This is a genomic window from Butyrivibrio sp. AE2015 (genome assembly GCF_000420825.1).
Classification (GTDB): domain Bacteria; phylum Bacillota; class Clostridia; order Lachnospirales; family Lachnospiraceae; genus Butyrivibrio.
On sequence record NZ_ATVR01000044.1, the window covers coordinates 1 to 24,236 of the forward strand.

Here is a 24,236-nt window from a genome sequence, read left to right on the forward strand (position 1 = left end):
GTTACATCACTTATTACAAAGTTCCTGTTATAGACAGCTTTTAGTATGCCACCCATTACAACCTTAGCATCATCGATGTCTTCAAGTGCATTGTCGAGTAGGAACCCATCAATAAGGTTCATGGAGGCGAGGCTTTTCTTCGCCTCGTCAAAAGTAATTCTTTCTTTAATTCTTGTTTCCGTGTTCATAAAAATCCTTTCAAAATGTGATAAAACTCAGCGAAGTGCTGATGCTGCCACGAACGTGACAACCGGCTCAGAATGAGCACAAAAACTATAATAGCACATAATTCTTAAGATTTATGGTAGAAGATTCTTAAGATTTCTTAAGAATTGGACGGAAATATGAATGCATTTATGCGCACCCCAAGTGCAGCCTCTCCGAGAAAGCAAGAGGCCGCCTTGGGAAAAAGACTATACTTTCAACATAGACTTCCATTAATTACCTAAAAAGGATATAGTATAATAGTTAAATCACTAAAATTTAATTCAAATGGGAGATAGGCAATGGCAAAAAGATTAGAAAGAACCGGCTATGACAGCTCTAAGCTGGCTTCGCAGATTAAGCTATTCAGAGAATATTTAGGCCTGACCTGCAGGGAATTTGGAGAAAGAATCGGATATTCAGGCAGCTACATCAATCAGTGCGAGCATGAGCTTATAGAGGTTCCGGCCAACATAATTTCGCTGATCTGTGAGAACTACAACATTGATGAAGAGTATTTTGCCGGGAAGATATCCCTTAAAGAGGCCACGAAACACATATCTACCCAGGCTGAGATAGATGCTGACCGCGCCAAAAGACTTAAGATGCTCAGGAAAAGATTCGGAATGACCCAGACAATGCTATATGACGTGTCAGGGGTTGATAACAAGGCAATATCCAAAATCGAGACATTTGAACGGCCACTTGAAAAAGAGCAGGCTGAGATGATTGCCAAAGCCCTCAACATAGGTGTGGACTGGCTTTTATATGGCAATGAGAAAAGAATGAACTATCCAATAGATGACAGAATCATAGACTGGCTGTGGGAAAACGGGGACGTTAGAAAAAAACTTTGGGACACCTATAAGTCCGATATGTCGCAGAAGAAAACAGCCAAAAGAAAAATCTCCAGATAGTACTGATGTCTTTTTAACTTTATATGTGTGTTTTTGAAATAAGGATTTTAAACTGCCATAATTAATATGAAGCTTTTAAACTTTCAGTCTATAAGGAGGTACTGAACTATGATAAAAGATTCTATTCTGGCAATAATTCACAGGCCTTGCTTTAACGACATTGCAGATGCCTGGCTCAGTAGAGTTATGAACACACATAAAAAGACAACCTATGACAAATATCAGGGAATTTGCAGGAAGTACATATTTCCTTTTACAGAAGGATTAGAATACAGAAAAATAAAAAATGAAACTTTGAAATCTCTTTATATAAAGAAGATTGAACCGCTATCCCTATCGAGATCTTCCAGCGTTCAGAGTTCAATAGTTACAGTACTGAACCAGATAATATGCTATACCAATGAGATGTACGACATGAATCTGAACAAGATACGGCTGAACAGGCCCAGAAGCTGTCCGTCGCCTGTAGAAGTCTTTTCCAAGGATGAGCAAAAAGACCTTGTGAGATATCTTCACGAGAATATAGATCCGACCAAGCTCGGAGTCTACATATGTATATCAACAGGACTTCGTTTGGGAGAGATATGTGCTTTAAAATGGGAAGATATTGACCTGTCGCAGCACACTATCAGCATTAACAAATCAGTCCACAGGGTCAATACCGAAAAAGAAAGTCGCAAAACAAAGCTGATCACCTCATCGCCCAAGAGTAAATCTTCCAAAAGGATAATTCCTATATCTGATGAGCTCTTGTCCCTCTTAATGAAGCAGGATAACAAAGAAGGTTATCTGTTAAACCCACTAAAGCCGACAGATCCAAGGACATTTGAAAACAGATATGGTAAAATACTTAATGATATCGGGATCAGTCACAAGAAATTTCATGTTTTGAGGCATACTTTTGCGACGAACTGTATCTATAACGGAATGGACGCCAAGTCCTTAAGCGAGATCCTTGGGCATTCAAGCGTTCAGATCACATTGAACAGATATGTTCATCCATCCATGGAGCAAAAGAGAAGTCAGCTCAATGCTCTATCAGCTTTATATGCAGGGTATTGTGCATGATTTTTAGACGCTTTAAAATGTGGAATAGGTATTTGACAATAACGTTATCATCAACTATTATATATTAGTTGCTTTCTTATAAGATATCAGGAAATAAGTGGCAACGATTTTCGTCGAATAGCTTATTCGGTGAAAAGAAAATGTGAATTGTATGGCGGGGTAAAGAAATATATAGATTCACGATTTCTAGCGATGTTGGCTGAGTAAGAGCTTTGGAGATTGATCTGGGAATTGAGAAAAAGGGCGAATTTCTCAAAAAATCGTTAGAAAAATCCACTATGGGGAAATAGTGGGTGGTGAGTGCGGGTGGCTTAGAAGCCTGAGACGAGTGAGTAAAGGTGATAGTTATCCACGAAAGAATGGTACTAGGTTAAATACGCAGTAGAAGGATGCTTTATGACAGATCTAGAAAAATTAAAAAAATTGACAGTGCAGATAGATGAATTTCTCACAAGCAACATAAATCCTTCATCAGAGGAATTTACAACGTGGAAAACCAGAACAAAAAGATTGCTAAGAAAAATATATGGTGAGAAGAGTAATGAATATAAAGCGTTTTGTGATACTCAATTTACATCAATGGTATATACATTTACATTGGACGATGATGCTTTGGATAGAAGAGCGTGCTATGACGCTTTGAGCCGTATTAGGCCAGTTTTGAATGTGTATATTGAAGAGTTGGAAGAAGCAGTTGATTCTTCACAAGAAAATATACAAAAACAGACAAAAGCTCCAGAATACCAAAAAGTTTTCATAGTACATGGGCATGATGGGGAACTTAAAGAAAAGGTTGCAAGATTGCTTGAAAAGCAGGGTATTCAGGTAATTATTCTGAGTGAGCAAACCAATAAAGGAAAAACGATTATCGAAAAGTTTGAAACATATGCTGACACTGTAGATGCTGCGATATGTTTATTTACTGCGGATGATGATGTTGCAGATGGCAGTAAACGGGCAAGACAGAATGTTGTTTTTGAAACGGGATATTTCTACGGAAAAATCGGCCGTGATAAAACAATAGTCATTGCAGAAGATGACGTTATGAATTTGTCTGACCTTCAAGGTGTAGTTTATGTGAGCAAGAACAATTGGGAAGCTGATGTTCTCAAAGAACTTATGGAGATCGGATATAACGTAGATTTTAATAAACTTTTTGGGAAATAATCTGGGGCTGAGATGACCACCGACATGGGGGTTAAGCTCTATTAAATGGGGGAGTCCCATATTTGGAGAATTTTATGAAAGTATTAGTGACAGGTGCAAATGGATATTTAGGACAAGGTATTGTGAAACATTTGCTTGATCTTGGGATACATGTTGTTGCAGCTGATTTCTCAATTGACCATGTGGACGACAGAGCGGATAAGAAGGCATGTGACCTCTTCTCAATTTCCAGTGATCCATACCATTACTTTGGTGAACCGGATGTCCTTCTTCATTTGGCTTGGAGAGACGGTTTTGTTCATTACTCTGATGCTCATATCAATGATCTTCCAAAGCACTACAACTTTATAAAGTCTTTTTCAGAATCTGATGTTAAACAGATAGCAGTCATGGGTTCTATGCATGAAATTGGCTTTTTTGAAGGCTGCATTAAAGAGGATACAGAATGTAACCCTACAACTCCTTATGGAATAAGTAAGAATGCGTTAAGAGAATTAACGGCTATGTTCTGTAAGCAGAAGAATAAGAAGTTCCAGTGGATGAGGGGCTATTACATTGTGGGTAATAGTAAGTATGGTAGTTCTATATTCTCTAAGATCACTGCAGCTGAAATTGAAGGAAAAAAAGAGTTTCCGTTCACATTGGGGCAGAATCAGTTCGATTTTATTGATTATGAGGACTTCTGCGAACAGGTTGCAAGAGCGACTGTTCAAGATGAGGTTCTTGGTGTGATAAACATTTGCTCTGGACATCCAGAGAAGTTAGCTGATCGTGTTGAGAGATTCATAGTTGAGAATAACTATAAGATAAAACTTAAATATGGAGCTTTCCCGGATAGACCTTATGATTCAAAAGCTGTGTGGGGAGATAATTCTAAGATACAGGAAATAATGTGCGGTAAATAAAGTGATTAGATATCTTTTGTCATTGTAGATATTTGAGATGGTAACAATCGATTGTAGAAACAAAATGAAAGAAATGTGATTTAGATGAAAACAGTAATTATGGCTGGCGGTAAAGGAACGAGAATAAGTGACTTGTTCCCCAATATACCAAAGCCGTTAATAGAAATTAAGAATAGAGATGGCGTGAGCAAACCGATTCTTCAGTGGGAGATAGAAAGTCTCCGGGACCAAGGATTTAAGGAAATTATCCTAACTGTTTCTCACATGCATGAGAAAATACAGGATTATTTCGGTGATGGTAGTAAGTTTGGATGTCATATCGAGTACTTTGTGGAAGAACAGCCTCTCGGAAATGCGGGGGCACTTTTTAAGATGAGAGAGAAGTTACAGGCTCCATTTCTCTTATTAATTGCAGATGCTATGTTCGATGTTGACTTTAATAGGATGATTAATTACCACAAGGAACACAATGCATTGGCAACCTTGTTCACACATCCCAATAGCCATCCTTTTGATAGTTCAGTTATTGTGGCTAATAGTAATGGTGCGGTGGAACAGTGGCTCACTAAAGAAGATATAAGACCTGAGTTTTATAAAAATAGGGTAAATGCCGGACTGCAAATTATAGATCCGATTGTATTAGATATGACACTTAATCGTCTAAACATGAAAGCTGAAGATATCGGTACAGTGGATGACTATGGGTACACAATCAAGATGGATATGGATCGACAAATTCTAAAGCCATTATGTGATAGTGGCAGGATGTATTGTTACGATTCGCCTGAGTACTGCAAGGATATGGGGACGCCTGAAAGGTTCAATCAAGTTAGTATGGATTTCCAAAATGGAGTTGTACAGGCTAAAAACTTATTACATCCGCAGAAAGCTATATTCCTTGATCGTGATGGAACAATAAACAAACATATTGGATTCCTGAGAAAACCTGAGGAACTTGAGTTGTGTGATGGAGCTGCAGAGGCAATTAAAAAGATAAACGGAAGCGGATATCTTGCGATTGTAATCACCAACCAACCGGTAATTGCTAGAGGTGAGGTTACATTTGAAGGGCTAGAAGAGATACATAAAAAGCTTGAAACTGAGCTTGGTAAAGCTGGAGCATACATCGATGGACTTTATTATTGCCCACATCATCCAGATAAAGGTTTTGAGGGTGAGGTAACAGAGTTGAAGATTGTCTGTGATTGTAGGAAACCGAGACCAGGACTGATATTGCAAGCTGCTAAAGACTTCAATATAGATCTTGAACAGAGTTGGATGATAGGTGACAGTAATAATGATGTCGGTGCAGGAAAGAATGCTGGCTGCAGAACCGCACTGATTGGAGATGAAGACTTAAGACAAAATATAACTGGGAAAAGCCTTCTTGATGTAGTGGAACAAATTATTGGCAGATGATTAAAAACTTAGATAACCACGGTGTTTTTGACTAATTATACTGGGGCGAAAATGATGCCAAGAAAGATGATGACCACTATGAATAATAAAGCGGAAAACCGCCAGATTGGAGTTATTAAATGATTATAACAAGAGCACCCTTTAGAGTTTCTTTTTGTGGTGGAGGAAGTGATTTACCGTCTTTTTATGAGAAATATGGTGGATGTGTTCTATCAACAACTATCCGCAAGTACATGTATTTGACGATTCATACTTACTTTCATAAAGATCAGATTAGACTTAAGTATTCTCAAACTGAAAATATTAAAAGCTATGATGAGATAGAGCATAAATATTTCAGGCAATGTCTTAAAGATTTCGGAATTATGGGCGTAGAAATAAGTTCTATGGCGGATATTCCGAGTGGAACTGGACTTGGTTCGTCATCTTCATTTACTGTTGCACTTCTTCAACTTCTTCATACATATAAAGGTGAATACGTAAGTAAATATAAGCTGGCGAAGGATGCCTGTGAAGTTGAAATAGATAAGCTTGGTGAACCTATAGGAAAACAGGATCAATTTGCTGCAGCATTTGGCGGTCTTAAGTTTTATGAATTTCAACAGAATGGTTTTGTAAATGTAGAACCGATTGTAATGGCTCCTCAGAGTTATCAGATGCTTGAAGACAACATTCTTATGTTTTATCTCGGTGGTAAGCATTCGGCTTCTGCTATTCTGAAAGAACAGAGTCAGAATGTAAAAACTGTTGATAAGGCTAAAGTTCAGCAGCAAATGTGTGATTTAACAAGAACTCTTAAAGAAGAGTTGCAGAAGAATAATGTGGATGCAATGGGAGAATTGCTTCATGAGAACTGGATGCTTAAGAAGTCTTTGGCTTCTGGTATATCTAATCCACTTATTGATGAAACATATGAAAAGGCAATGAATGCAGGAGCCCTTGGTGGAAAGTTGCTCGGTGCTGGCGGAGCAGGCTTTATGATTTTCTACGTAAAACCTGAGAATCAAGGTGCTGTTAGAAGTGCACTGAATAATCTTCGTGAGATGGAATTCGAGATGGATAATAGTGGTGCATCAATTATTCATATTGATAAGTGAGGACAAAAATGAGTGCTATCGGACTGGCTCGTAAAGCTCATAAATACTATACCTCTGAAAAATGGGGGTATAGCACGACTGTTGAAGCATTTAAATAGAGTTATATATTGTTGTGATATTGCTTATCAAGTTAATATTCCTGAAACCACACTATTGCCGCATCAAGGAATGGGAGTAGTTATGCATCCCAAGACAGTAATTGGTAACAATTGTATCATTTTTCAACATACAACATTCGGTGCAAGTCATGGGGATGGTGAATCTGATGCGGCGCCAATTCTTGGGGATAGTGTAATGGTTGGAGTAGGTGCCACACTATTAGGTGCAATAAAGGTAGGGAACAATGTGACTATAGGGGCTCATTCAGTGGTGATAAATGATGTACCTGATAATGCAGTAGTTGCTGGGATACCAGCAGTAATAAAAAAGTATAAGAGCATAGAGGAGAAAAAGCAATGAATATCTTAGTTGCTGGTGGGGCTGGATTTATAGGCTCACATGTGATTGATAGTCTATTAGCTGAAGGGCACAGAGTTATATGTGCTGACAAGCTGATAATGGGAAAACAGAATATCGAACATATAACAGAAGGGGATAGATTTAAATTCTATGAAGTTGAACTTGCTGATCAAAATAAGGTTGATGAAATATTTGCTACAGAGAATATCGATGTGGTCTACCACCTAGCTGCAAACTCTGACATTCAGAAGGGTGGAAAAGAGCCAGGTATCGATTTCAACGATACGTTGCTGTCTACAAGAGCTCTGCTGGAAGGCATGAGAAAAGCAAATGTAAAGAAAATGTTCTTTGCATCTACATCTGCTGTTTATGGCGAGATGCTTGATGTGGAACTTACTGAAACAACAGGTGGAATAATGCCTGTTTCTTATTATGGCGGTGCCAAACTAGCATCGGAAGCATTGATTTCTTCTTATGTTTCAATGTGCGATATGAGTGTGGTTATCTTCAGATTTCCGAATGTTATTGGACCTAGGCTTACACATGGAGCAGTGTTTGATTTCATAAGGAAACTTAGAAAGAATCCGGCAGAGCTTGAAATCCTTGGTGACGGAACTCAGTGCAAACCGTATATTTATGTTCTTGATCTTGTAGAAGTCATAATGAAGCTGACTAAGGAATTCAAAGGTGGTGAAGAAGTTTATAACATCAGTGTAACAAGCGAAGGGACAACAGTTACACATATCGCAGAGATAGTTGTTGAGGAACTTGGTCTTAAGGATGTGACGTTTAATTACACTGGTGGAGATCGTGGGTGGAAAGGCGATGTGCCAAGATTTAGCTATGATATTAGTAAAGTGTTAAGCACAGGATGGAAACCGAAACACACATCGGATGAAGCTGTAAGACAGACAGTTAAGGATGCTATAAAAGCTGGTATGTAGCATTGAACCGTGTGCATAAGAATAATACTGTTTTGGAAGGTGACGCCCAGAAAATGGAGGAAAGAAATTATGGATTATAAAAAAGATCTTAAGGCGTATCTTGATAGAGAAATTGAAGTAATACAATCACTTGATTTAGAGAGTATAAACAAAGTAATGAATGTTTTGGAAGATGCAAAAGCACAGCACAAAAATACATATATATGTGGTAATGGTGGAAGTGCTGCGACTGCAAGTCACTTTGTATGTGATTTTAATAAGGGACTTAATGATGAGGCTTCACAGTTTAAATTTCAATGCTTGTCAGATAACACACCTATTATGATGGCAATCTCTAATGACATTGGATATGACGAGGTGTTCCGTTATCAGATTAAAGGAAGAATTGAGGAAGGAGATGTACTTTTTGGTATTTCTGGTTCTGGTAACAGTATCAATGTCATCAACGCTATGGAACATGCGAAGTCAGTAGGAGCCAAAACCATAGCTCTTGTTGGATATGATGGCGGAAAAATGAAGCAGATAGCTGATTATTGCATACATGTTAATATCAATGATATGCAGATTTCTGAGGATGTTCACATGATAATGGATCATCTTATGATGTATGTTCTTAGTCATGGAGAAAACTGTTAAGGGAAGATAATTCTTGGAGGATTTATGAAAGAATGAACACACACCGGATTCAATTCTTGAACACATATATTGATAATTTGACTGCTCAGGAAGCGAAGTCCTGTGTTGATCAACTAATACAAACACCTGGATATCATTATGTCGTTACCCCTAATTCAGATATAGTGGTAAAGATGCAGGATGATTCTAAATTGCTTGAGGCGTGTAATGCAGCAGATTTGATTTTGACAGATGGTCAAATTGTTGTGAAGCTCAGCAATAAGCTTGGAACGCCTATTAAAGAACGTGTGGCCATGACAGACTTTGTATGGGATGTTATGGATCTAGCAGATGAGAAAGGCTATAAAGTCTTCTTGTTTGGAGGAAAGGAAGATGTGCTTGAAAAGGCAACAGCGAAGATAAAAGTAAAATATCCAAAGCTTAACATCGTTGATTCATACTCACCTCCATTTGGCTTTGAAAAGAATAAAGAGCAACTGCATGAGTGCAATGTAAGGATTAGGAAAAGTGGAGCAGATATTCTTATAGTTTTTTTAGGATGTCCAAAGCAAGAAAAGTATATCTATAAGAACAAGGATAAGTATCAAGTACCTGTTAGTATTACAATGGGTGGATGCGTAGATTTTATTGCAGGTGGTGTAAAGAGAGCCCCGCAATGGATGCAGGACATAGGTTTTGAGTGGTTCTATAGATTTATGCAGGAACCCAAAAGAATGTTCCGAAGATATTTTATTGATGATATTAGAATCTTTGGATTAGTGAGGAAATATAGAAAAAAACAGAAAAGGGATTGATGCTTAAATATGATAAAAGAAATCGGTAAAGTCGCTGCAGGAATGGTTTTATACAATTCTGACTATAGTAGATTGTTGCTATGTCTTAAAGGCTTAACATCCCAAGTTGATACGATCATTGTATATGATAATAGCCCTGAAAAAATGAATACAGAAAGAATATTGGAGATAGAGTCTGCATATAATTGCAAATATATTTTCTCTGGGGAAAATCTTGGTATGCCAGGTGCGATGAATGAAATCATGCAGATGGCTGAATCTGAAGGATATGATTGGGTATTAACGATGAATGCTGACTCAGTTGTTCCGTCCGATATGATTAAAGAATACAGAAAGTATTTCCATATAGAAGAGATTGGGATGATTTGTCCCCAAGTCATAGATAAAAGAAGAAAGTATATGCATGCTGATACCACAAAGAAGAATGCGTACATAAAAATGTGTATAACAGCTGCTGCTTGTACAAGGGTAAAGGCCTGGAGACAAGTGGGAGGGTTTGATGATTGGTTGTTTGTAGATCTTCTTGATAACGATATAAGCAAAAGAATGATTCTTAATGGGTGGAAAATTCTTCAAATCAATTCAATTGTGCTAGATCAAGAATTTGGGGATATTGAAGCTAAAAATGAGAAAAGTGAGAAGTTTTGGATTAGAGTAGGGGAAATATTACATAACGATAATTTTGCTAAATTTTCATATAAGAAGATTGTTCATCCTAATCGAGTGTACTATACATGCAGAAATGTATTATACCTAAATAAAAAGTTTAAAGAGTATGGTGGAATAGGCTATAAAGAGAACTATAATTGCAATACTTTTCTTGGATTTATATTGTGCTTTGTTATACCAAGTATATTAAGAGCTGATAGAAAAATAGAAGTTATAGTAGCAATAAAAAATGGTTTCTATGATGGAAAGAAAAAAGAAAAAGTCACAATCCCTTGGCAAGTCAATCGTATATTTTAATCCGCTAGATTACAGTATTGATAATCTGATATAGGTTACAGTTATATTATTATTAAGCCCACAAGAATATGGGAGGCGAATGTTGGGACATTGTTCCTGAGATTGAAATTATATGGAAAAGGTTAGAATTGTTCAGGCAAATTTGAATAATCAGGGTGGCGCATTTTCAGTGATATATGAAGCGCAACAAAAACTTCAAGATGAATACGTATTTGATTATTTTTCCGCAGAAGAATTTATAAAAAATGATGTATATTTTCATCTAAGAGAAATGGGTAGCAAATGTATTGGTGGGGTGATTTGCAAGAATAGGTTCTTAAAGCAGTATGAAGTATATAAGGCATTTAAGGAATTTTTAAAAAAAAATCAATATAATTACGTTCACATTCATGCAGATACTGCATGGAAGATGTCAGTTTATTATTTGGCGGCTAAGAAAGCGGGCGTTAAAAACATTGTCGTTCATTCTCATTCTAGTGGAATTAATGGACATTTCAAGAAACTTAATTACTTATTACATTTAGTATCAAAACGTATTATTCGTAGGGCTCAGTACCGTTGCGCCTGTTCTGATGTGGCAGCATTGTGGATGTATGATACAACCAAGAATATTATTAAGGTTCAGAATGGAGTGGATATAGATCGATTTTCATATAACGGGAAAGTGCGAGAAAAAATTCGAAAAGAGTTAAATATACAGGATAAAACTGTGATTGGAACTGTTGGGGATTTTTCATATCCCAAGAATCCAGAGTTTATATATGATTTGATTATCGACTTTAAAGATGAACCACAATATGTTTTTTTGTTAGTTGGAAACCGTGAAGGATGTGAATTAGTTAATAAAGTTAAGAGTAATCCCAATATTAAAAATGTCATGTTCCTAGGAACAGTAACAAATATTCCGGATTATTTAAGCGCCATGGATGTTTTTATATTACCATCGAGGTTTGAAGGATTACCCATGTGTGCGATAGAAGCGCAGGTTAGTGGACTTTTTACTATAATATCCGACAAAGTTACATCAGATACTTGTTGTTCAAAAAGATTTCTACAAATAGGTTTAGATATAGTTAATTGGAAGAAAGAAATAATAAAGTATAGTACTGAATGTAACAGAGAAAAAAATACGGGATTTCTGATTACTGAAAAAGCAAGCGCTGATAGTACAGCTTTTACTTTAAAAAAAATATATTCTGGAGAAATATAAAATGAACGATTTAATTTCTGTGATTATACCTGTTTACAATGTTGAATTATATTTAGATAGGTGCATGAAATCAATTCTAAATCAAACATATAAAAACTTAGAAATTATTCTTGTGGATGATAAATCCGATGATCGTAGTAATGAATTGTGTAAGGATTATTTAGTTGATAATCGCGTTGTTATTGAGCATGGTATGGGTGAAGGCCTAAGTGGCGCAAGAAATACTGGATTAGATATTGCTCATGGTAAATATGTTGTGTTTGTTGATAGTGATGACTATGCAGAATTGACTATGATTGAACATTTATATAATTGCTTGATAGATAATAAAGCCGACACTGTGATAGGGGGATTTAGGAGGAAAATAGGTAAAAAAATAGAAATACGAGAAAACCCGTTTAAGGGAGATGTTTATGAAGAACATGATGAAATATTAAATAAAGTATTGAAAAAAATGCTTGCTTCGAATGGGGTGGATCATATTGAAATGTCAGTATGGAAATGCCTTTTTTCAATGGATGTAATTCAAAAAAATAATATTAGGTTTCCAGATAAAAAATACTTGTGTGAAGACATCATATTTGATTTTGCTTATTTTGCACTATGCAATAGAGTTGTAATGAGCGGTGATACAGGATATATCTATTGTTTAAATGGTGGCTCGCTATCTCAAATGTATCAGGCTAACAAATTTGAAAGAATTCGTTTTCAGACTGATGAAATGCGAAGGCTGGCTAGTCTAATAGGATTTGATGAAGAGGCAATTCTCCGGATTGATAATTTTTATATTGGAAATATAATTCATCACTTAAAGACGATGATTTCTTGCGCTAGCAAAGTTGGCAAAGATAAATGTATCAAAGAAATAGAAAGAATATGCACAGATTGTTCTGTAAAGAATGTCAACTGGAACAGGATAGTACATTGTTTTAAAGGCAAGGATAAAATACCAGTATGCTTAATTAAAAACAATAGACAATTATTGCTATATTGTTATTTACGTTTGTTAACAATGATTAGGTCTGTCATTAGAAGGTAAGAGATATGATACCAAAACAGATAAATTATATTTGGATTGGAAAAAAACCATTAGATAAAGTTTCGAGAATTTGTATTAATAGTTGGGCAAGAGTAATGAATGGTTATAGCATTGTTGAATGGAATGAGGACAATCTTCCATTAAACAATTATTTAGCTGAAAATAGATTTTTACGTGAGTGCTATAAAAGAAAAATGTGGGCTTTTGTATCTGACTATTTGAGATTAAAAGTTTTATATGAATATGGAGGAATATACTTTGATACAGATGTGGAGGTTCTTAAAACATTTGATTCCATAATTAATAATAATTTTGTTATTGGCTTAGAAAAAGATGACTACCCATGTACAGCTGTTATTTGTGCCGAAAAAAAATCACCTATAATAAAAAAGATACTTGAATTCTATGATAAAGAAATATGGGAAACAGATTTGTTTGTTAATCCAGCTATATTTAGACATGTAATGAAGAATAACGAGGAGCTTTTGGATAATGCACTTATACTACCTATTGAATCGTTTTCATCCTATAATCGTGATTGCGATATCTGCAAGCCATTTACGACTGATCAATCATTTGCTGTTCATTGGTTTAATGGAAACTGGGGCTTTTCAAGGAAAGCATATGTGTTTTTGCAAACAAAGCAATATAAAGGATATTGCAGGAGTATTCAGATGATAAGAAAGAATATCGGTTATTATAGAAAAAGAAAGAAATGGGAAGTGAATTGAATGAGGAGATTTTCTGATGCAATGAGGACATTTATAAAAAAAATTCTCTATAAAGAACGATATGATTCTAAAAGCTATGTTAATTATTTAAAGAAGAGGGGGGCTAGGATAGGAGAAGGCACAACCATTTTTAGCCCACGGACTACAATTATTGATGAACAGCAATTATGGATGTTAGATATTGGAAAGTATGTGCAGATTACTGCGGGATGTGTTTTATTAACACATGATTTTTCTTGGAGTGTATTAAAAGGACGATATGGTGAAATTGTCGGTGCTGCCGGGAAGATAACAATTGGGAATAATGTTTTTATTGGGATGAATAGTGTTGTGTTGAAAGGCGCAAAAATTGGTAACAATGTCATTATTGGAGCAGGATCTATTGTTAGTGGAGAAATACCGGATGATTGTGTGGCTGTAGGAAATCCGTGTAGACCTATTATGTCTTTAGAAGATTACTATCATAAAAGAAAAAACGCTTATAGAGAGGAAGGAAAGGAACTAGTGAGAGAGTTTCGCACGATATATGGTAATGATCCAGGAGAAAAAGAATTAAGAGAGTTTTTCTTTTTGTTTTGTGATAATCCAAAAGATCTCAAACCGTTGTGGAAAAGAATGATGAGTATCTGTGGAAATGAAGAAGATAGTTATAAGAAATTATGTGGGCATGAAAAATACTATTCAAATATTCAAGAATATTTGAATAGTATTTCATAAAAAGGATTGAGCAGATGCAAAATCAAAAGTCTTCTATATCAAAGGCGAATCTATTAGGATTTTTGTTATTCATTATTATAATAATTGAAACGGCTTTTGAGAATACAGAATTACAGTTTTATGATTTGAGGGTCAATAGGATTATTTTTTTGGGTGAAGCTATCATTTTTTTATTAGATTTAGCAATGTGCAAATATAGTAAGAAAAGTTTAGTTATTATCTTTTCATTATTTGTAGCATTTTTGGGGAGTTATTTCCTGCTAGGTACAACAGTATTGTTAAAAATGTATATTTTATCAGTTGTTATTTCAAAATGTGACTATACCCAAACATTCAAAGTGTTATGGATGATAAAGATACTTGCGCTGATAATTGTTATTTTTTCCGCTCTAATAGGGATAATTGGAGTTAATTCTATGTCAGTAGCAAAGGGAAGAGAGCATTTTGCTTATGGATATGGATTGGGCTATACGCATCCGAACAGATTAGGAAGTGCATTATTATATATTTTAATGTGTTATTTGTGTTATAGGAATGAACGATTAAAAAAACATCAGTTATGTGTAGTTGTATTGATTTCAATTGTTGCTTTCGCTATCACAAAATGTAGAACGTTGATCTTTTGCGTGGCGTTGTTTTGTGTTTTTTATTATCTTTATAAATCCAGGTATTTTAGAGAAATAGTAAAAAGAGTTATTAGGATTGTAGGTCCGTGTTCTGTTCCTATCTGTGTGGGGATGTCGATAGGTTTTCCATTTCTGTTAATGCGTTCGTCTGGTATAGTGCAGAAGGTTGTATATTTTATAAATCTAATGTTCAATAGAAGATTTACACACATAGAATGGGCATTTCTAACGTATCCAGTTACTTTGGCAGGTGGCAATTATGATTTTTCCTCTTTGGAAGAAAAATTTGGGTATGCAATTATTGATAATGGCTACATAAGATTCTTATATAATTATGGAATTTTAGGACTTACGATGTTTGCATTATTGACAACTGTTTGTTTATTCTTGCTTGTTAGAAGACAAAAGTATTTGTATGTTGTTATATGTACCATAATTGCTATACAAGGAATGATTGAAAACATTTACGTTTATATAGGATTTAATATATTAGTGGTTTTTTGGAGTGAGCTATTTCGAAATCACGATAGAAATTCATCGGTATATTAACGTCAAATAAGCAGAATGGGTGATAATAAGATATCCAATGAAAAATAAAAAAGTAGGACTAATTACATTTTATAAGAATAACTATGGTTCAATGTTACAGTGTTATTCGACTAAGCATATTTTAGAATCGTGGGGGTATACCTGTGATGTTATAGATGAAGTTCCTAGGCAAGAAAATAAAATAAAAAATAGTTTGAAGCAAAAAAAACAATTCATAACTGCCTTTTTTAAAGATCCTAGGTTTTGGTTTAGATGGAAAAAAATGCACAACAAGCCATTTCAACTAACAGAGGAAACTTTGGATGAAATGAATATGTTTATAAGAAATGAAATTCAGCCGCTGTATTATACTGAAAATCAGCTAAAGTGTATTGCGAATGAGTATGATGCATTCATTGTTGGAAGCGATCAAGTATGGAATGCCAACTATGATATCGCTTCAATCTTTTTTTTGGATTTCGTTGATAATCAAAAGAAAATCGCCTTTTCCATTAGTTTAGGCGTAGATAGGACAACAAGAAGATTCAAAAAAATACTTTGTAAGGGTATTAGAGATTTTAATGAAATCTCTGTCAGGGAGGAGAGCGGTGAGAGAATTGTTAAATCTATTACGAATACGAAAGTAGTAAGAGTAGGTGATCCCACTATTATGTTGTCAAAGGAAAATTGGGAGACTTTTTGTGGAGCATGTAATGTAAAGAAGTGTAATTATGTTTTACTTCATTTTCTAGATTGCCCAAGCGAGTTGGCCATAAAATATGCGAGGATGATTTCTTCAAACAAAAAAGTTATATGCATAGGATATAATTATGAAGATTTTGAAAATAACCATTGGGATTTTATTTCAGGAGGACCACATGAATATATTTCATATATTTTGGGAGCATCATATGTATTAACAGATTCATTTCATACCACACTATTTTCGATTAACTTTGGAAAAGATTTTTTTGTTTTTGAACGTCAGTATCTGCACAGTAATCCACAATCAGGTAGGATAAAAGATTTACTAGAAAGATATGAGCTTGTGGATAGGTTTATTTACTCTATAACACAAATACCTTCTTCTGATGTGCATGAAAAACAGGATATTGTTAAACAGGAGAGAAGAGTTACGAAAGAGTATTTAATGAGGAAGCTTGATGAATTAAATGAACGGTAAATATTATTTATTTAAAAATCTAGGGCTATTAACAATCAGCCAATTTGGAACAAAGATGTTAAGTTTTTTTTTGGTTCCATTATATACATATGTTTTAACAACAGAAGAGTATGGAATATATGATTTGAATACAACAACAGTAGCTCTATTATTGCCAATTTTAACATTAAATATATCGGATGCGGCACTTCGTTTTCCTATGGACAAAGATAGTGATCGTCGAGAAATATTTATTATTTCTATTCGATATTTTTGGTTGAGTACAATTATTGTTTCGTGTGGGATAATTCTAAATGTGCTGTTCAAAGTTTTTAACGTACTTAACCAGTATCCAGTTTTTTTTGTTTTATTATTCTCATTATCAACTTTAGATGCAATTCTCGTAAATTTTAGCCGAGGAATCGATAGAGTGAAAGATGTAGCTATATCAGGAGTATTATGTTCTGCGGTCATGATTACTTTGAATATAGTATTTCTGCTTCCTTTGCATCTTGGATTACCGGGATACTTCATGGCTAATATAATTGGAATAGCTGTTCAATGTATTTTCTTATTATTTTCAATAAGATTCTGGAAGTATTTTTCTGCTGAGCGAAGTCTGGATAAAAAGTTAAATAAGGCCATGGTTGTATATAGCAGACCACTACTAATAAACAATATTTCGTGGTGGGTGAGTTCTGCGTCTGATAGATATGTTGTGACATTATTATGTGGAGTATCTGCTAATGGAATTTATTCTGTTGGATACAAAATTCCTTCGATACTAAATATATTTCAAACTATTTTTGGCCAAGCATGGACGATATCAGCTGTTAAGGAATTTGACCCCAAAGATGAAAATCGGTTTTTTACTAGTATGTATAACGCATATAATTTCAGCATGACTTTGATTTGCTCAATGCTTATAATATTTGCTAAAATCATGGCACACTTTTTATATGCTAAAGATTTTTATGAGGCATGGAAATATGTTCCATTTTTACTTATTGCTATTGTTTTTGGAGCTTTATCGGGATATATTGGGGGCATTTTTGCTGCGGTAAAGGATACTAAAGTCTTTGCGAGATCGAGCATTATCGGAGCGACTTTGAATATAATTTTAAATATTTTGTTGGTTAAAAGTATGGGGGCTTTAGGTGCTGCTATATCAACAGCTGTTAGCTATATTGTTATATGGGCGGTAAGAATATGGGAGGTAAAAAAGTATATTTCATTACATCTTAATGTGATGCGCGATTTAGTTGTATATTCCATTCTATTAATTCAATCATTATTGCTGTTTATATGTTCTGATACGCTTGTTCTATATTCAATTCAAATAGTTTTTTTAGGGGTGATTTTATGTTGTTTTAGCTATGAAATTAAGAGTGTAATAGAAAAAGTTAAAGAAAAAATGAGGTGAGAAAAATTGAATGATATAAAAGTTTCAATTGTTGTAGCAATTTATAAATCTGAACCATTTCTTAGAAAACTATTAGAATCTATTGTTATTCAAACATATAAAAATATCGAAGTGATACTTGTGGATGATGGGTCGCCAGACGGCAGTGGAAGAATATGTGATGAATATAAAGAGAAAGATAATAGATTTTTTGTTATTCATAAAGAAAATGGAGGTGCATGTGAAGCAAGAAATATTGGCATGCAGGCATCATCAGGAGAATATATTACAATAATAGATGGTGATGATTGGTTAGAACCTGATTATATTGAATATCTTTTGTATTTGGTAGAAGAAACTCATTCAGATATGGCAATGACAGATAGAATTTTTACTACACGTGACAGGAAACAAACTCAAAAAGATAGTATTGAGGTTTGGACGTCTGAAAAGGCAGCAGGGTCAATTATATATCCTTTTATTCCGATAGGCCCTTGGAATAAGTTATACAGGTTAAAAGTTCTTCGAGACAATAATATTAGTTTTTCGGTGCCTTGGTCTGGTGAAGGCTTATATTTTTCGTTTATGGCTGCGCAGTATTCAAATCAAGTAGCTGTGGGACATAAAAAGATATATAACTATAGAATGAATAATATAGGAAGTGGGTTGACAAATTATAATGTTCAGATGGGAATTAATGCCCTATGGAATATTAAGAATATTGGTAACAATATTCGAGGAGAGAGTAGGTACATAAGTAATGCTGTTCAATGGCATATTTGGAAAAATTATAATTTTCTTCTTTTCCTAATAATTGCGACGAATACTCAAAGTACACAGTATATAACAGAGTATATGGATTGCTTAAGAGAAATTAGAAAAAGGTTGTTTGGGGTTCTATTAAAATCAGATATGGGACCAAGGACAAAATTGAAATTATTATTTCAAGGATTATTTCCAGTAGCTTATGCAAAACATAAATTGAAAGTGGATATTAAAGCTTTGCAAAAAGACGATATGGAGTAATAATAATGAGACTTACCAATGCAATAAAAAAGATAATTCAGTGGAGAAACGAAAAAGAAATAGTAGCAATAGAGCATATAGTATCATCGGATAAACAATTTGAAGGCAAAGTGGCTTTGATTATTGGTGGTACAGGTGGAATAGGATATGCTATTGCAAAATCGTTGATTGAAAGCGGTTGTAGAGTAATTATTGCAGGGACAAATAAAAATAAAATTGAGGAAATTGTCAAAGAATTCGGCAATCAAGCAAAGGGTTGCTATATTAATATGAATAACATTCAGGACTTTAATAGTAATATTAAATATTCGGTCGATTTGTTTGGAAAAATAGACATTCTGATAAATTCAGCTGGAGTGCATACAGATAACTTGAATTTTTGGGATTTAACAGATACTGAGTATGATAGAGTGATGAATATTAATCTCAGAGGTCCGTACTTTTTTTCGATTGAGATTGCGAGATATATGATAGAGAATAATATTAAAGGACATATACTTTTTGTGTCATCCTCAAGAGGAGCTGAACCCGCATGGTCTCCATATGGCATATCTAAATGGGGTATTAATGGAATGGTTAAGGGATTAGCGCATATGTTAATATCCAATGGCATTGTTGTGAACGGAATTGCACCAGGTATATCTGCGACAGCATTAATTGGTATGAGGGATGGAGATAGCATTTATACAGATGAAAACGTCGTGGGAAGAATGGTTTTGCCCAATGAAGTTGCTGCTGTCGCTAAGACGTTAGTAGGAAGTTCAGGTGATATGATAGTTGGCGATATCGTACATATTTCAGGCGGAAGGGGAGTTATAGATATTAGATGATAATGGTATCGTGTAGTGCGCCCAGCTAAGTATCTATGCGCAGTAATACGTATAATCGGTCTCGTAAAGAGCCAGATGCGGGAAAGCCGCACGCCCGGAATTTCTGTGAGGGGCAGAGGGAGCAATCCCCCTGTCTACTCGACCTCCGAACACTACTCGATTACATTTTCTTTATTTTGCTATCAGCTATGGCAAAGAGTTTATCAATTTTCTCATCGCTATATTTATAGGCTTTTTTCAATCGATCACGTATAGCTTCGTTTGACAGGCCGTCCTCATACCCGAAGATGATGGTATTTATGGCAGCTTCTTCGAGACCCTCTTCACGCCCTTCTTCACGAATAACTTTCATATGTCCCTTTTGATTATATTCAAATAAACTATACATATAAATTGCCTTCCTTTCCTTTGTAAAGAAGTCCTTTAATATATCGTGCTCTATACAATAATCCATGGCCATTCTGATTGCAGACGGGAGAGAGTATGTGTCATTATACTCACGTACCTTTGCAACAAAGGTAGGAATATTGGTACCGTGTACTCTGAACATTTGGTGAACGTTTGTTCAACTCTCTTGACAAGCGTCAAAAAGCAGCGAAATAATGACACCGTGTACTCCGAACATTTGATGAACATTTGCTCCTGGCTATTGACAATGTGATTAATTGGGGTTATGATTCATAAAATTGAATCAAGAATGTTAATGGATAACATTACCTTTTCCATATATCAGCAAAAGGAGAGGATCATGACTATCAGTGAGAGAATATTTGAGCGTTTAAGACAGCTTGATATGACACAGAAAGAATTTGCAAAGAAAGCAGGAATTCAGCAGAGTACAATCAGTGAATGGAAGAAGAACAGGACTAATCCATCATCTGACAAGGTACTGGCAATATGTAAAGCTTTGGATGTGTCGCCGGAGTGGCTTTTGTCGGGAGTAGACCCGGCGGAGAGTCGGGGAAAGAATCAGATGTTTTACACTGTTGATCTGAGTACAGATAGCGGAATCCTTTTAACTGAGTTTAATAAGCTTGAGAAACAGGAAAGGGATAGAATACTTGGGTATGTTGCGGCGTTTGCGGCAATGCAGAAGGAAAGGAAACAGCGTGAATAAGGAGAACAGATGCGTTGTTTTGTAGAGTATATTTTTAATAACAAAATTCATATAATTGAACTAAAGCGAGAAAATAAAATTATGGCAAGAAAGAAGAGAGTATGGTACCCGGGAGCAACTTATCACGTAATGAGCAGAGGGAACAGGAGATACAACATTTTCAGAGAGAAATCAGATTATTTGATGTTTTTGGAATGCATGAATATGGTGAAGACTCAATATGATTTTAAGATACATTCAATGTGCCTTATGACAAATCATTTTCATATGGCTATTGAGACAGGAAATACAGAGATATGGAAGATAATGCATAAACTGCTTCTGTCATATTCTGCCTCCTACAATATGAAATATAAGCTTACAGGGCATCTTTTTGAAAACAGATATGTTGGGCAGCTCATTGAGGATGAGGTATATTTTCTGGAGGTCAGCAGGTATATTCATCTCAATCCTGTTAAAGCGCGAATGGTCAGAGAACCGCTGGATTATACTTACAGCAGTTATGGAGCGTTCGTTGAAGACAATATGTCGGATACAGGTCAGAGGAATGGATTAAACCCATCCGGGATGATCAAAGGAATAGTGGATACTTCAAGAGTGCTGTCGTGTTTTCATAACAACAGTAAGGAGCAGTACAGATTGTTCGTGGAAGGCAAGATATCCCATGCTGAGCAGGAAATGCTTATACAGAAGGATATGAAGGAAGATGACATGTGGCTTCCGTGGTAGCAGAATTTTGAATTCTAAAGGAAAATATAAAGGAATAAAGAAGTAATGGCAATAGTAGTAAAAAGCATGGCAACATCAGGTGTTGACGGATTCATGGTTGAAATAGAAGCATCAACAATAAGAGGACAGCAGCAGTCCATGACAATAATCGGACTTCCTGACCAGGCGATCAAGGAGGCTGGTGAGAGGATACAGGCAGCAATAGAGTCCTGTGGATATGATATTCCAAAGGATAAGACCATATTGAGCCTTGCACCTGGAGATAAGAAAAAACGAGGGTCGCATTTTGATCTTGGAATGATAATAGCTCTTTTGTATCAGACAGATCAGATCTCACCCAAGAATCTGGCAGATTATGCGTTTATAGGTGAGCTGGCTCTTGATGGACGGATAAGGCCATGCAATGGAGTCTTATCTATGGTTACAGAGGCGAGGAAATGCGGGATCAAGGCTGTTATTGTTCCTTATGAAAACAGACAGGAAGCGGAATCAGTATCCGGAATAAAGGTATGTCCTGTTAAATCGCTGCATGATACGGTTAGTTTTCTTGAGGGCAGACTTGATCTTTCAAAGCAGGATGAAGATGATAATGGAATAAGGGCAAATGCAGGTGCTATATCAGTTGGATATTCAGGCAATGAGAAAAATGGAGAGGGTACAGATGACTCTTTATATTATGACATTGATTTCTCTGACGTGAAGGGACAGGACGAACTCATTGAAGCAATTGTTCTGGGGGCTGCAGGAGGCCACAACATCCTTATGCTGGGAGAACCGGGGTGTGGAAAGACAATGATCGCACAAAGAATACCTACCATTCTTCCTAAAATGTCAGAAAAGGAATCTCTGGAGGTGACAAAGATACACAGTATTTCAGGTCTTCTTGATGCAGGCACAGGACTGTTAAAATGTCGTCCGTTCAGGGCTCCGCATCATAACATATCTTTAAATGCATTGATCGGTGGTGGAAGTTACGCCCAGCCGGGTGAAGTATCACTGGCTCATAACGGAGTTCTTTTCCTGGATGAACTGGCCGAGTTTTCAAGAAGCACTCTTGATGCGCTGCGTCAGCCGATGGAAGATAAGCGTGTCACCATATCAAGGGTAAATGGGACCAATTCGTATCCTGCGAATTTTATGTTTGTGGCAGCTATGAATCCTTGTCCCTGCGGATATTATCCGTCAAAGAAATGCAGGTGTACAGATTATGAGATTATCCATTACAGAGGTAAGATTTCCGGTCCCATTCTTGAACGAATTGATATTCAGAAGAGTGTTGCACATGTAGATTTCTTTGAACTTGGTGACAAGAAGAGCACATATAGTTCTAAGCAGCTGCGAGAACGGGTAGAAAAAGCAAGGCATATCCAGCAGGAGAGATTCAAGAATGATGCGCAGGTGAACTGCAATGCGCAGATGACAACGACGATGATACAGAAATACTGCAAGCTTGATGATGATTGCACTAAACTGCTAAAAAATGCCAGTGAAAAATATGGATATAGTGCCAGAGTGATCCATAAACTGCTTCGTCTTGCGAGAACATCTGCGGATCTGGATGGGGCAGAAAATATAAGAAGGGAAGATATAACGCGTGTTTTGGGCTGCCGTGATCTTGATGTATCAAGCAGTCAGATGTATGCGATAGCATAAAATGGCCATTAGTGATGAAGCAATAATAAAATATATAATGATGACTCAAATGAAAGGAATTGGGCCGGTAACACAAAAAGCCATATTGGAGGTATGTGGCGGGATAGATAAATGTTTTGAAGTGGATCCTGATGACCTGGCAGGATGCGAGTATTCAAAAAAGATTGGAAATAAGCGAATAAGCTCTTTTATCTCTCAGAGAAAAGATGGTAACATCAGACGCCGCGCTGAGGAAATACTTAGCAGTGCATATGAGTCAGGAGTAGATATAGTGGTGAAGGAGGATGTTTTATTTCCTGACAGATTTATGAACATTGAAGACATTCCGGTTGTATTGTATACGAAAGGTAAGCTTAAGATAAATGAATATACAAATTCCATAGGTGTTGTTGGTGCCAGGAGATGTACGCAGGAAGGCAAGAAAAAAGCAATCGATATAACCATGAGCGCTGTATGCGCGGGTATAGCGGTTGTAAGCGGAATGGCCAAGGGAATTGACTCTTATGCTCATACTGCAGCAATAAAAAACCGGGGGTATACCATAGCAGTACTGGGAAATGGCGCAGACATATGTTATCCAAAGGAACATGAGAGGCTGTATGAGGAAATTACTGAGCATGGATGTATCCTTTCGGAATATCCGCCGGGAACAGTGCCAAGAGAGTACTTTTTTCCAAGAAGGAATCGCATCATTGCAGCGCTATCGGATAGGCTATATGTCATAGATGCGGGAAGGAAAAGTGGTACAGAATCTACTGTTCAGGATAGTAATAACTATAGTAGGGAAGTAATCGTTGTGTGATCAAGATATTGGTACCGTGTACTCTGAACAAAGGGGTAATGAAAAAGTAGAAAAGTCCAGGAATACTCTGATAGCAATGCTGGAGGAA

26 protein-coding genes are annotated in these 24,236 nt (G+C 36.0%); 24 read left to right on the plus strand and 2 right to left on the minus strand.

The window, feature by feature from the left end:
* The coding region (locus G585_RS18365; protein WP_034482538.1) for a hypothetical protein at positions 1–188 on the minus strand (188 nt) is incomplete at its 3' end.
* 318 nt (positions 189–506) lie between these two features.
* Here G585_RS18365 and G585_RS0114945 point away from each other — a divergent pair.
* From G585_RS0114945 to G585_RS0115040, 20 genes are all read left to right on the plus strand, one after another.
* Positions 507–1,121, plus strand: a complete 615-nt coding sequence (locus G585_RS0114945; RefSeq protein WP_022776077.1) for a helix-turn-helix transcriptional regulator — start codon at positions 507–509, stop codon at positions 1,119–1,121.
* 108 nt (positions 1,122–1,229) lie between these two features.
* Positions 1,230–2,189, plus strand: coding sequence for a site-specific integrase (locus G585_RS19190; RefSeq protein WP_022776078.1), 960 nt, complete (start codon positions 1,230–1,232; stop codon positions 2,187–2,189).
* A gap of 396 nt (positions 2,190–2,585) precedes the next feature.
* Positions 2,586–3,356: a TIR domain-containing protein gene (locus G585_RS0114955; protein WP_022776080.1), complete on the plus strand. Its 771-nt coding sequence runs from the start codon at positions 2,586–2,588 to the stop codon at positions 3,354–3,356.
* A 74-nt stretch (positions 3,357–3,430) separates the two neighbouring features.
* Positions 3,431–4,261, plus strand: coding sequence for an NAD-dependent epimerase/dehydratase family protein (locus tag G585_RS0114960; RefSeq protein ID WP_022776081.1), 831 nt, complete (start codon positions 3,431–3,433; stop codon positions 4,259–4,261).
* Between the two features lie 84 nt (positions 4,262–4,345).
* A complete protein-coding gene (locus tag G585_RS0114965; protein ID WP_022776082.1) occupies positions 4,346–5,680 on the plus strand; it encodes an HAD-IIIA family hydrolase in 1,335 nt (444 codons plus the stop codon).
* A gap of 119 nt (positions 5,681–5,799) precedes the next feature.
* Positions 5,800–6,777 carry a GHMP family kinase ATP-binding protein gene (locus tag G585_RS0114970; RefSeq protein WP_022776084.1) on the plus strand — a complete coding sequence of 326 codons (978 nt, stop codon included), beginning with the start codon at positions 5,800–5,802 and terminating at the stop codon, positions 6,775–6,777.
* Between the two features lie 81 nt (positions 6,778–6,858).
* On the plus strand, positions 6,859–7,236 hold the full coding sequence (locus G585_RS0114975; protein ID WP_155827853.1) for a serine O-acetyltransferase: 378 nt from the start codon (positions 6,859–6,861) through the stop codon (positions 7,234–7,236).
* Complete coding sequence (locus G585_RS0114980; RefSeq protein ID WP_022776086.1) at positions 7,233–8,180, plus strand: NAD-dependent epimerase/dehydratase family protein; 948 nt, start codon at positions 7,233–7,235, stop codon at positions 8,178–8,180. The genes G585_RS0114975 and G585_RS0114980 overlap by 4 nt, the downstream gene beginning before the upstream one ends.
* A 69-nt stretch (positions 8,181–8,249) precedes the next feature.
* A complete protein-coding gene (locus tag G585_RS0114985; protein WP_022776087.1) occupies positions 8,250–8,816 on the plus strand; it encodes an SIS domain-containing protein in 567 nt (188 codons plus the stop codon).
* Positions 8,817–8,848: 32 nt separating this feature from the next.
* Positions 8,849–9,610, plus strand: coding sequence for a WecB/TagA/CpsF family glycosyltransferase (locus G585_RS0114990; protein ID WP_022776089.1), 762 nt, complete (start codon positions 8,849–8,851; stop codon positions 9,608–9,610).
* 9 nt (positions 9,611–9,619) lie between these two features.
* Positions 9,620–10,576 (plus strand): glycosyltransferase, encoded by a 957-nt coding sequence (locus tag G585_RS0114995; protein ID WP_022776090.1) that lies wholly within the window; start codon positions 9,620–9,622, stop codon positions 10,574–10,576.
* A 112-nt stretch (positions 10,577–10,688) separates the two neighbouring features.
* A complete protein-coding gene (locus G585_RS19195; protein WP_022776091.1) occupies positions 10,689–11,786 on the plus strand; it encodes a glycosyltransferase in 1,098 nt (365 codons plus the stop codon).
* A 1-nt stretch (position 11,787) separates the two neighbouring features.
* The gene (locus G585_RS19200) at positions 11,788–12,825 is read left to right on the plus strand and encodes a glycosyltransferase family 2 protein (RefSeq protein WP_022776093.1); all 1,038 of its coding nucleotides are present in this window, start codon (positions 11,788–11,790) and stop codon (positions 12,823–12,825) included.
* Positions 12,826–12,830: 5 nt separating this feature from the next.
* A complete protein-coding gene (locus G585_RS0115010) occupies positions 12,831–13,556 on the plus strand; it encodes a glycosyltransferase family 32 protein (RefSeq protein WP_022776094.1) in 726 nt (241 codons plus the stop codon).
* Positions 13,557–14,273 carry an acyltransferase gene (locus G585_RS0115015; RefSeq protein ID WP_022776095.1) on the plus strand — a complete coding sequence of 239 codons (717 nt, stop codon included), beginning with the start codon at positions 13,557–13,559 and terminating at the stop codon, positions 14,271–14,273.
* Positions 14,274–14,287: 14 nt separating this feature from the next.
* Positions 14,288–15,448: an O-antigen ligase family protein gene (locus G585_RS0115020; RefSeq protein ID WP_022776097.1), complete on the plus strand. Its 1,161-nt coding sequence runs from the start codon at positions 14,288–14,290 to the stop codon at positions 15,446–15,448.
* A 37-nt stretch (positions 15,449–15,485) separates the two neighbouring features.
* On the plus strand, positions 15,486–16,610 hold the full coding sequence (locus tag G585_RS0115025) for a polysaccharide pyruvyl transferase family protein (RefSeq protein WP_022776098.1): 1,125 nt from the start codon (positions 15,486–15,488) through the stop codon (positions 16,608–16,610).
* The gene (locus G585_RS0115030; protein WP_022776099.1) at positions 16,600–18,012 is read left to right on the plus strand and encodes a lipopolysaccharide biosynthesis protein; all 1,413 of its coding nucleotides are present in this window, start codon (positions 16,600–16,602) and stop codon (positions 18,010–18,012) included. The genes G585_RS0115025 and G585_RS0115030 overlap by 11 nt, the downstream gene beginning before the upstream one ends.
* A 6-nt stretch (positions 18,013–18,018) precedes the next feature.
* Complete coding sequence (locus tag G585_RS0115035; RefSeq protein ID WP_022776100.1) at positions 18,019–19,017, plus strand: glycosyltransferase family 2 protein; 999 nt, start codon at positions 18,019–18,021, stop codon at positions 19,015–19,017.
* Between the two features lie 5 nt (positions 19,018–19,022).
* Positions 19,023–19,847 (plus strand): SDR family NAD(P)-dependent oxidoreductase, encoded by an 825-nt coding sequence (locus G585_RS0115040; protein WP_022776102.1) that lies wholly within the window; start codon positions 19,023–19,025, stop codon positions 19,845–19,847.
* Positions 19,848–20,007: 160 nt separating this feature from the next.
* Here G585_RS0115040 and G585_RS19205 read toward each other — a convergent pair whose 3' ends face one another.
* Positions 20,008–20,397, minus strand: a complete 390-nt coding sequence (locus G585_RS19205) for a hypothetical protein (RefSeq protein ID WP_022776103.1) — start codon at positions 20,395–20,397, stop codon at positions 20,008–20,010.
* Between the two features lie 198 nt (positions 20,398–20,595).
* Here G585_RS19205 and G585_RS18390 point away from each other — a divergent pair, with 198 nt between their 5' ends.
* The 4 genes from G585_RS18390 (at position 20,596) to G585_RS18395 (ending at position 24,148) form a co-directional block, all read left to right on the plus strand.
* Positions 20,596–20,964: a helix-turn-helix domain-containing protein gene (locus G585_RS18390; protein ID WP_022776104.1), complete on the plus strand. Its 369-nt coding sequence runs from the start codon at positions 20,596–20,598 to the stop codon at positions 20,962–20,964.
* Between the two features lie 81 nt (positions 20,965–21,045).
* The gene (locus tag G585_RS0115055) at positions 21,046–21,693 is read left to right on the plus strand and encodes a transposase (RefSeq protein ID WP_034482558.1); all 648 of its coding nucleotides are present in this window, start codon (positions 21,046–21,048) and stop codon (positions 21,691–21,693) included.
* 45 nt (positions 21,694–21,738) lie between these two features.
* Complete coding sequence (locus tag G585_RS0115060; RefSeq protein WP_022776107.1) at positions 21,739–23,346, plus strand: YifB family Mg chelatase-like AAA ATPase; 1,608 nt, start codon at positions 21,739–21,741, stop codon at positions 23,344–23,346.
* A 49-nt stretch (positions 23,347–23,395) separates the two neighbouring features.
* A complete protein-coding gene (locus tag G585_RS18395) occupies positions 23,396–24,148 on the plus strand; it encodes a DNA-processing protein DprA (protein WP_196802923.1) in 753 nt (250 codons plus the stop codon).
* Positions 24,149–24,236 lie beyond the last annotated feature (88 nt).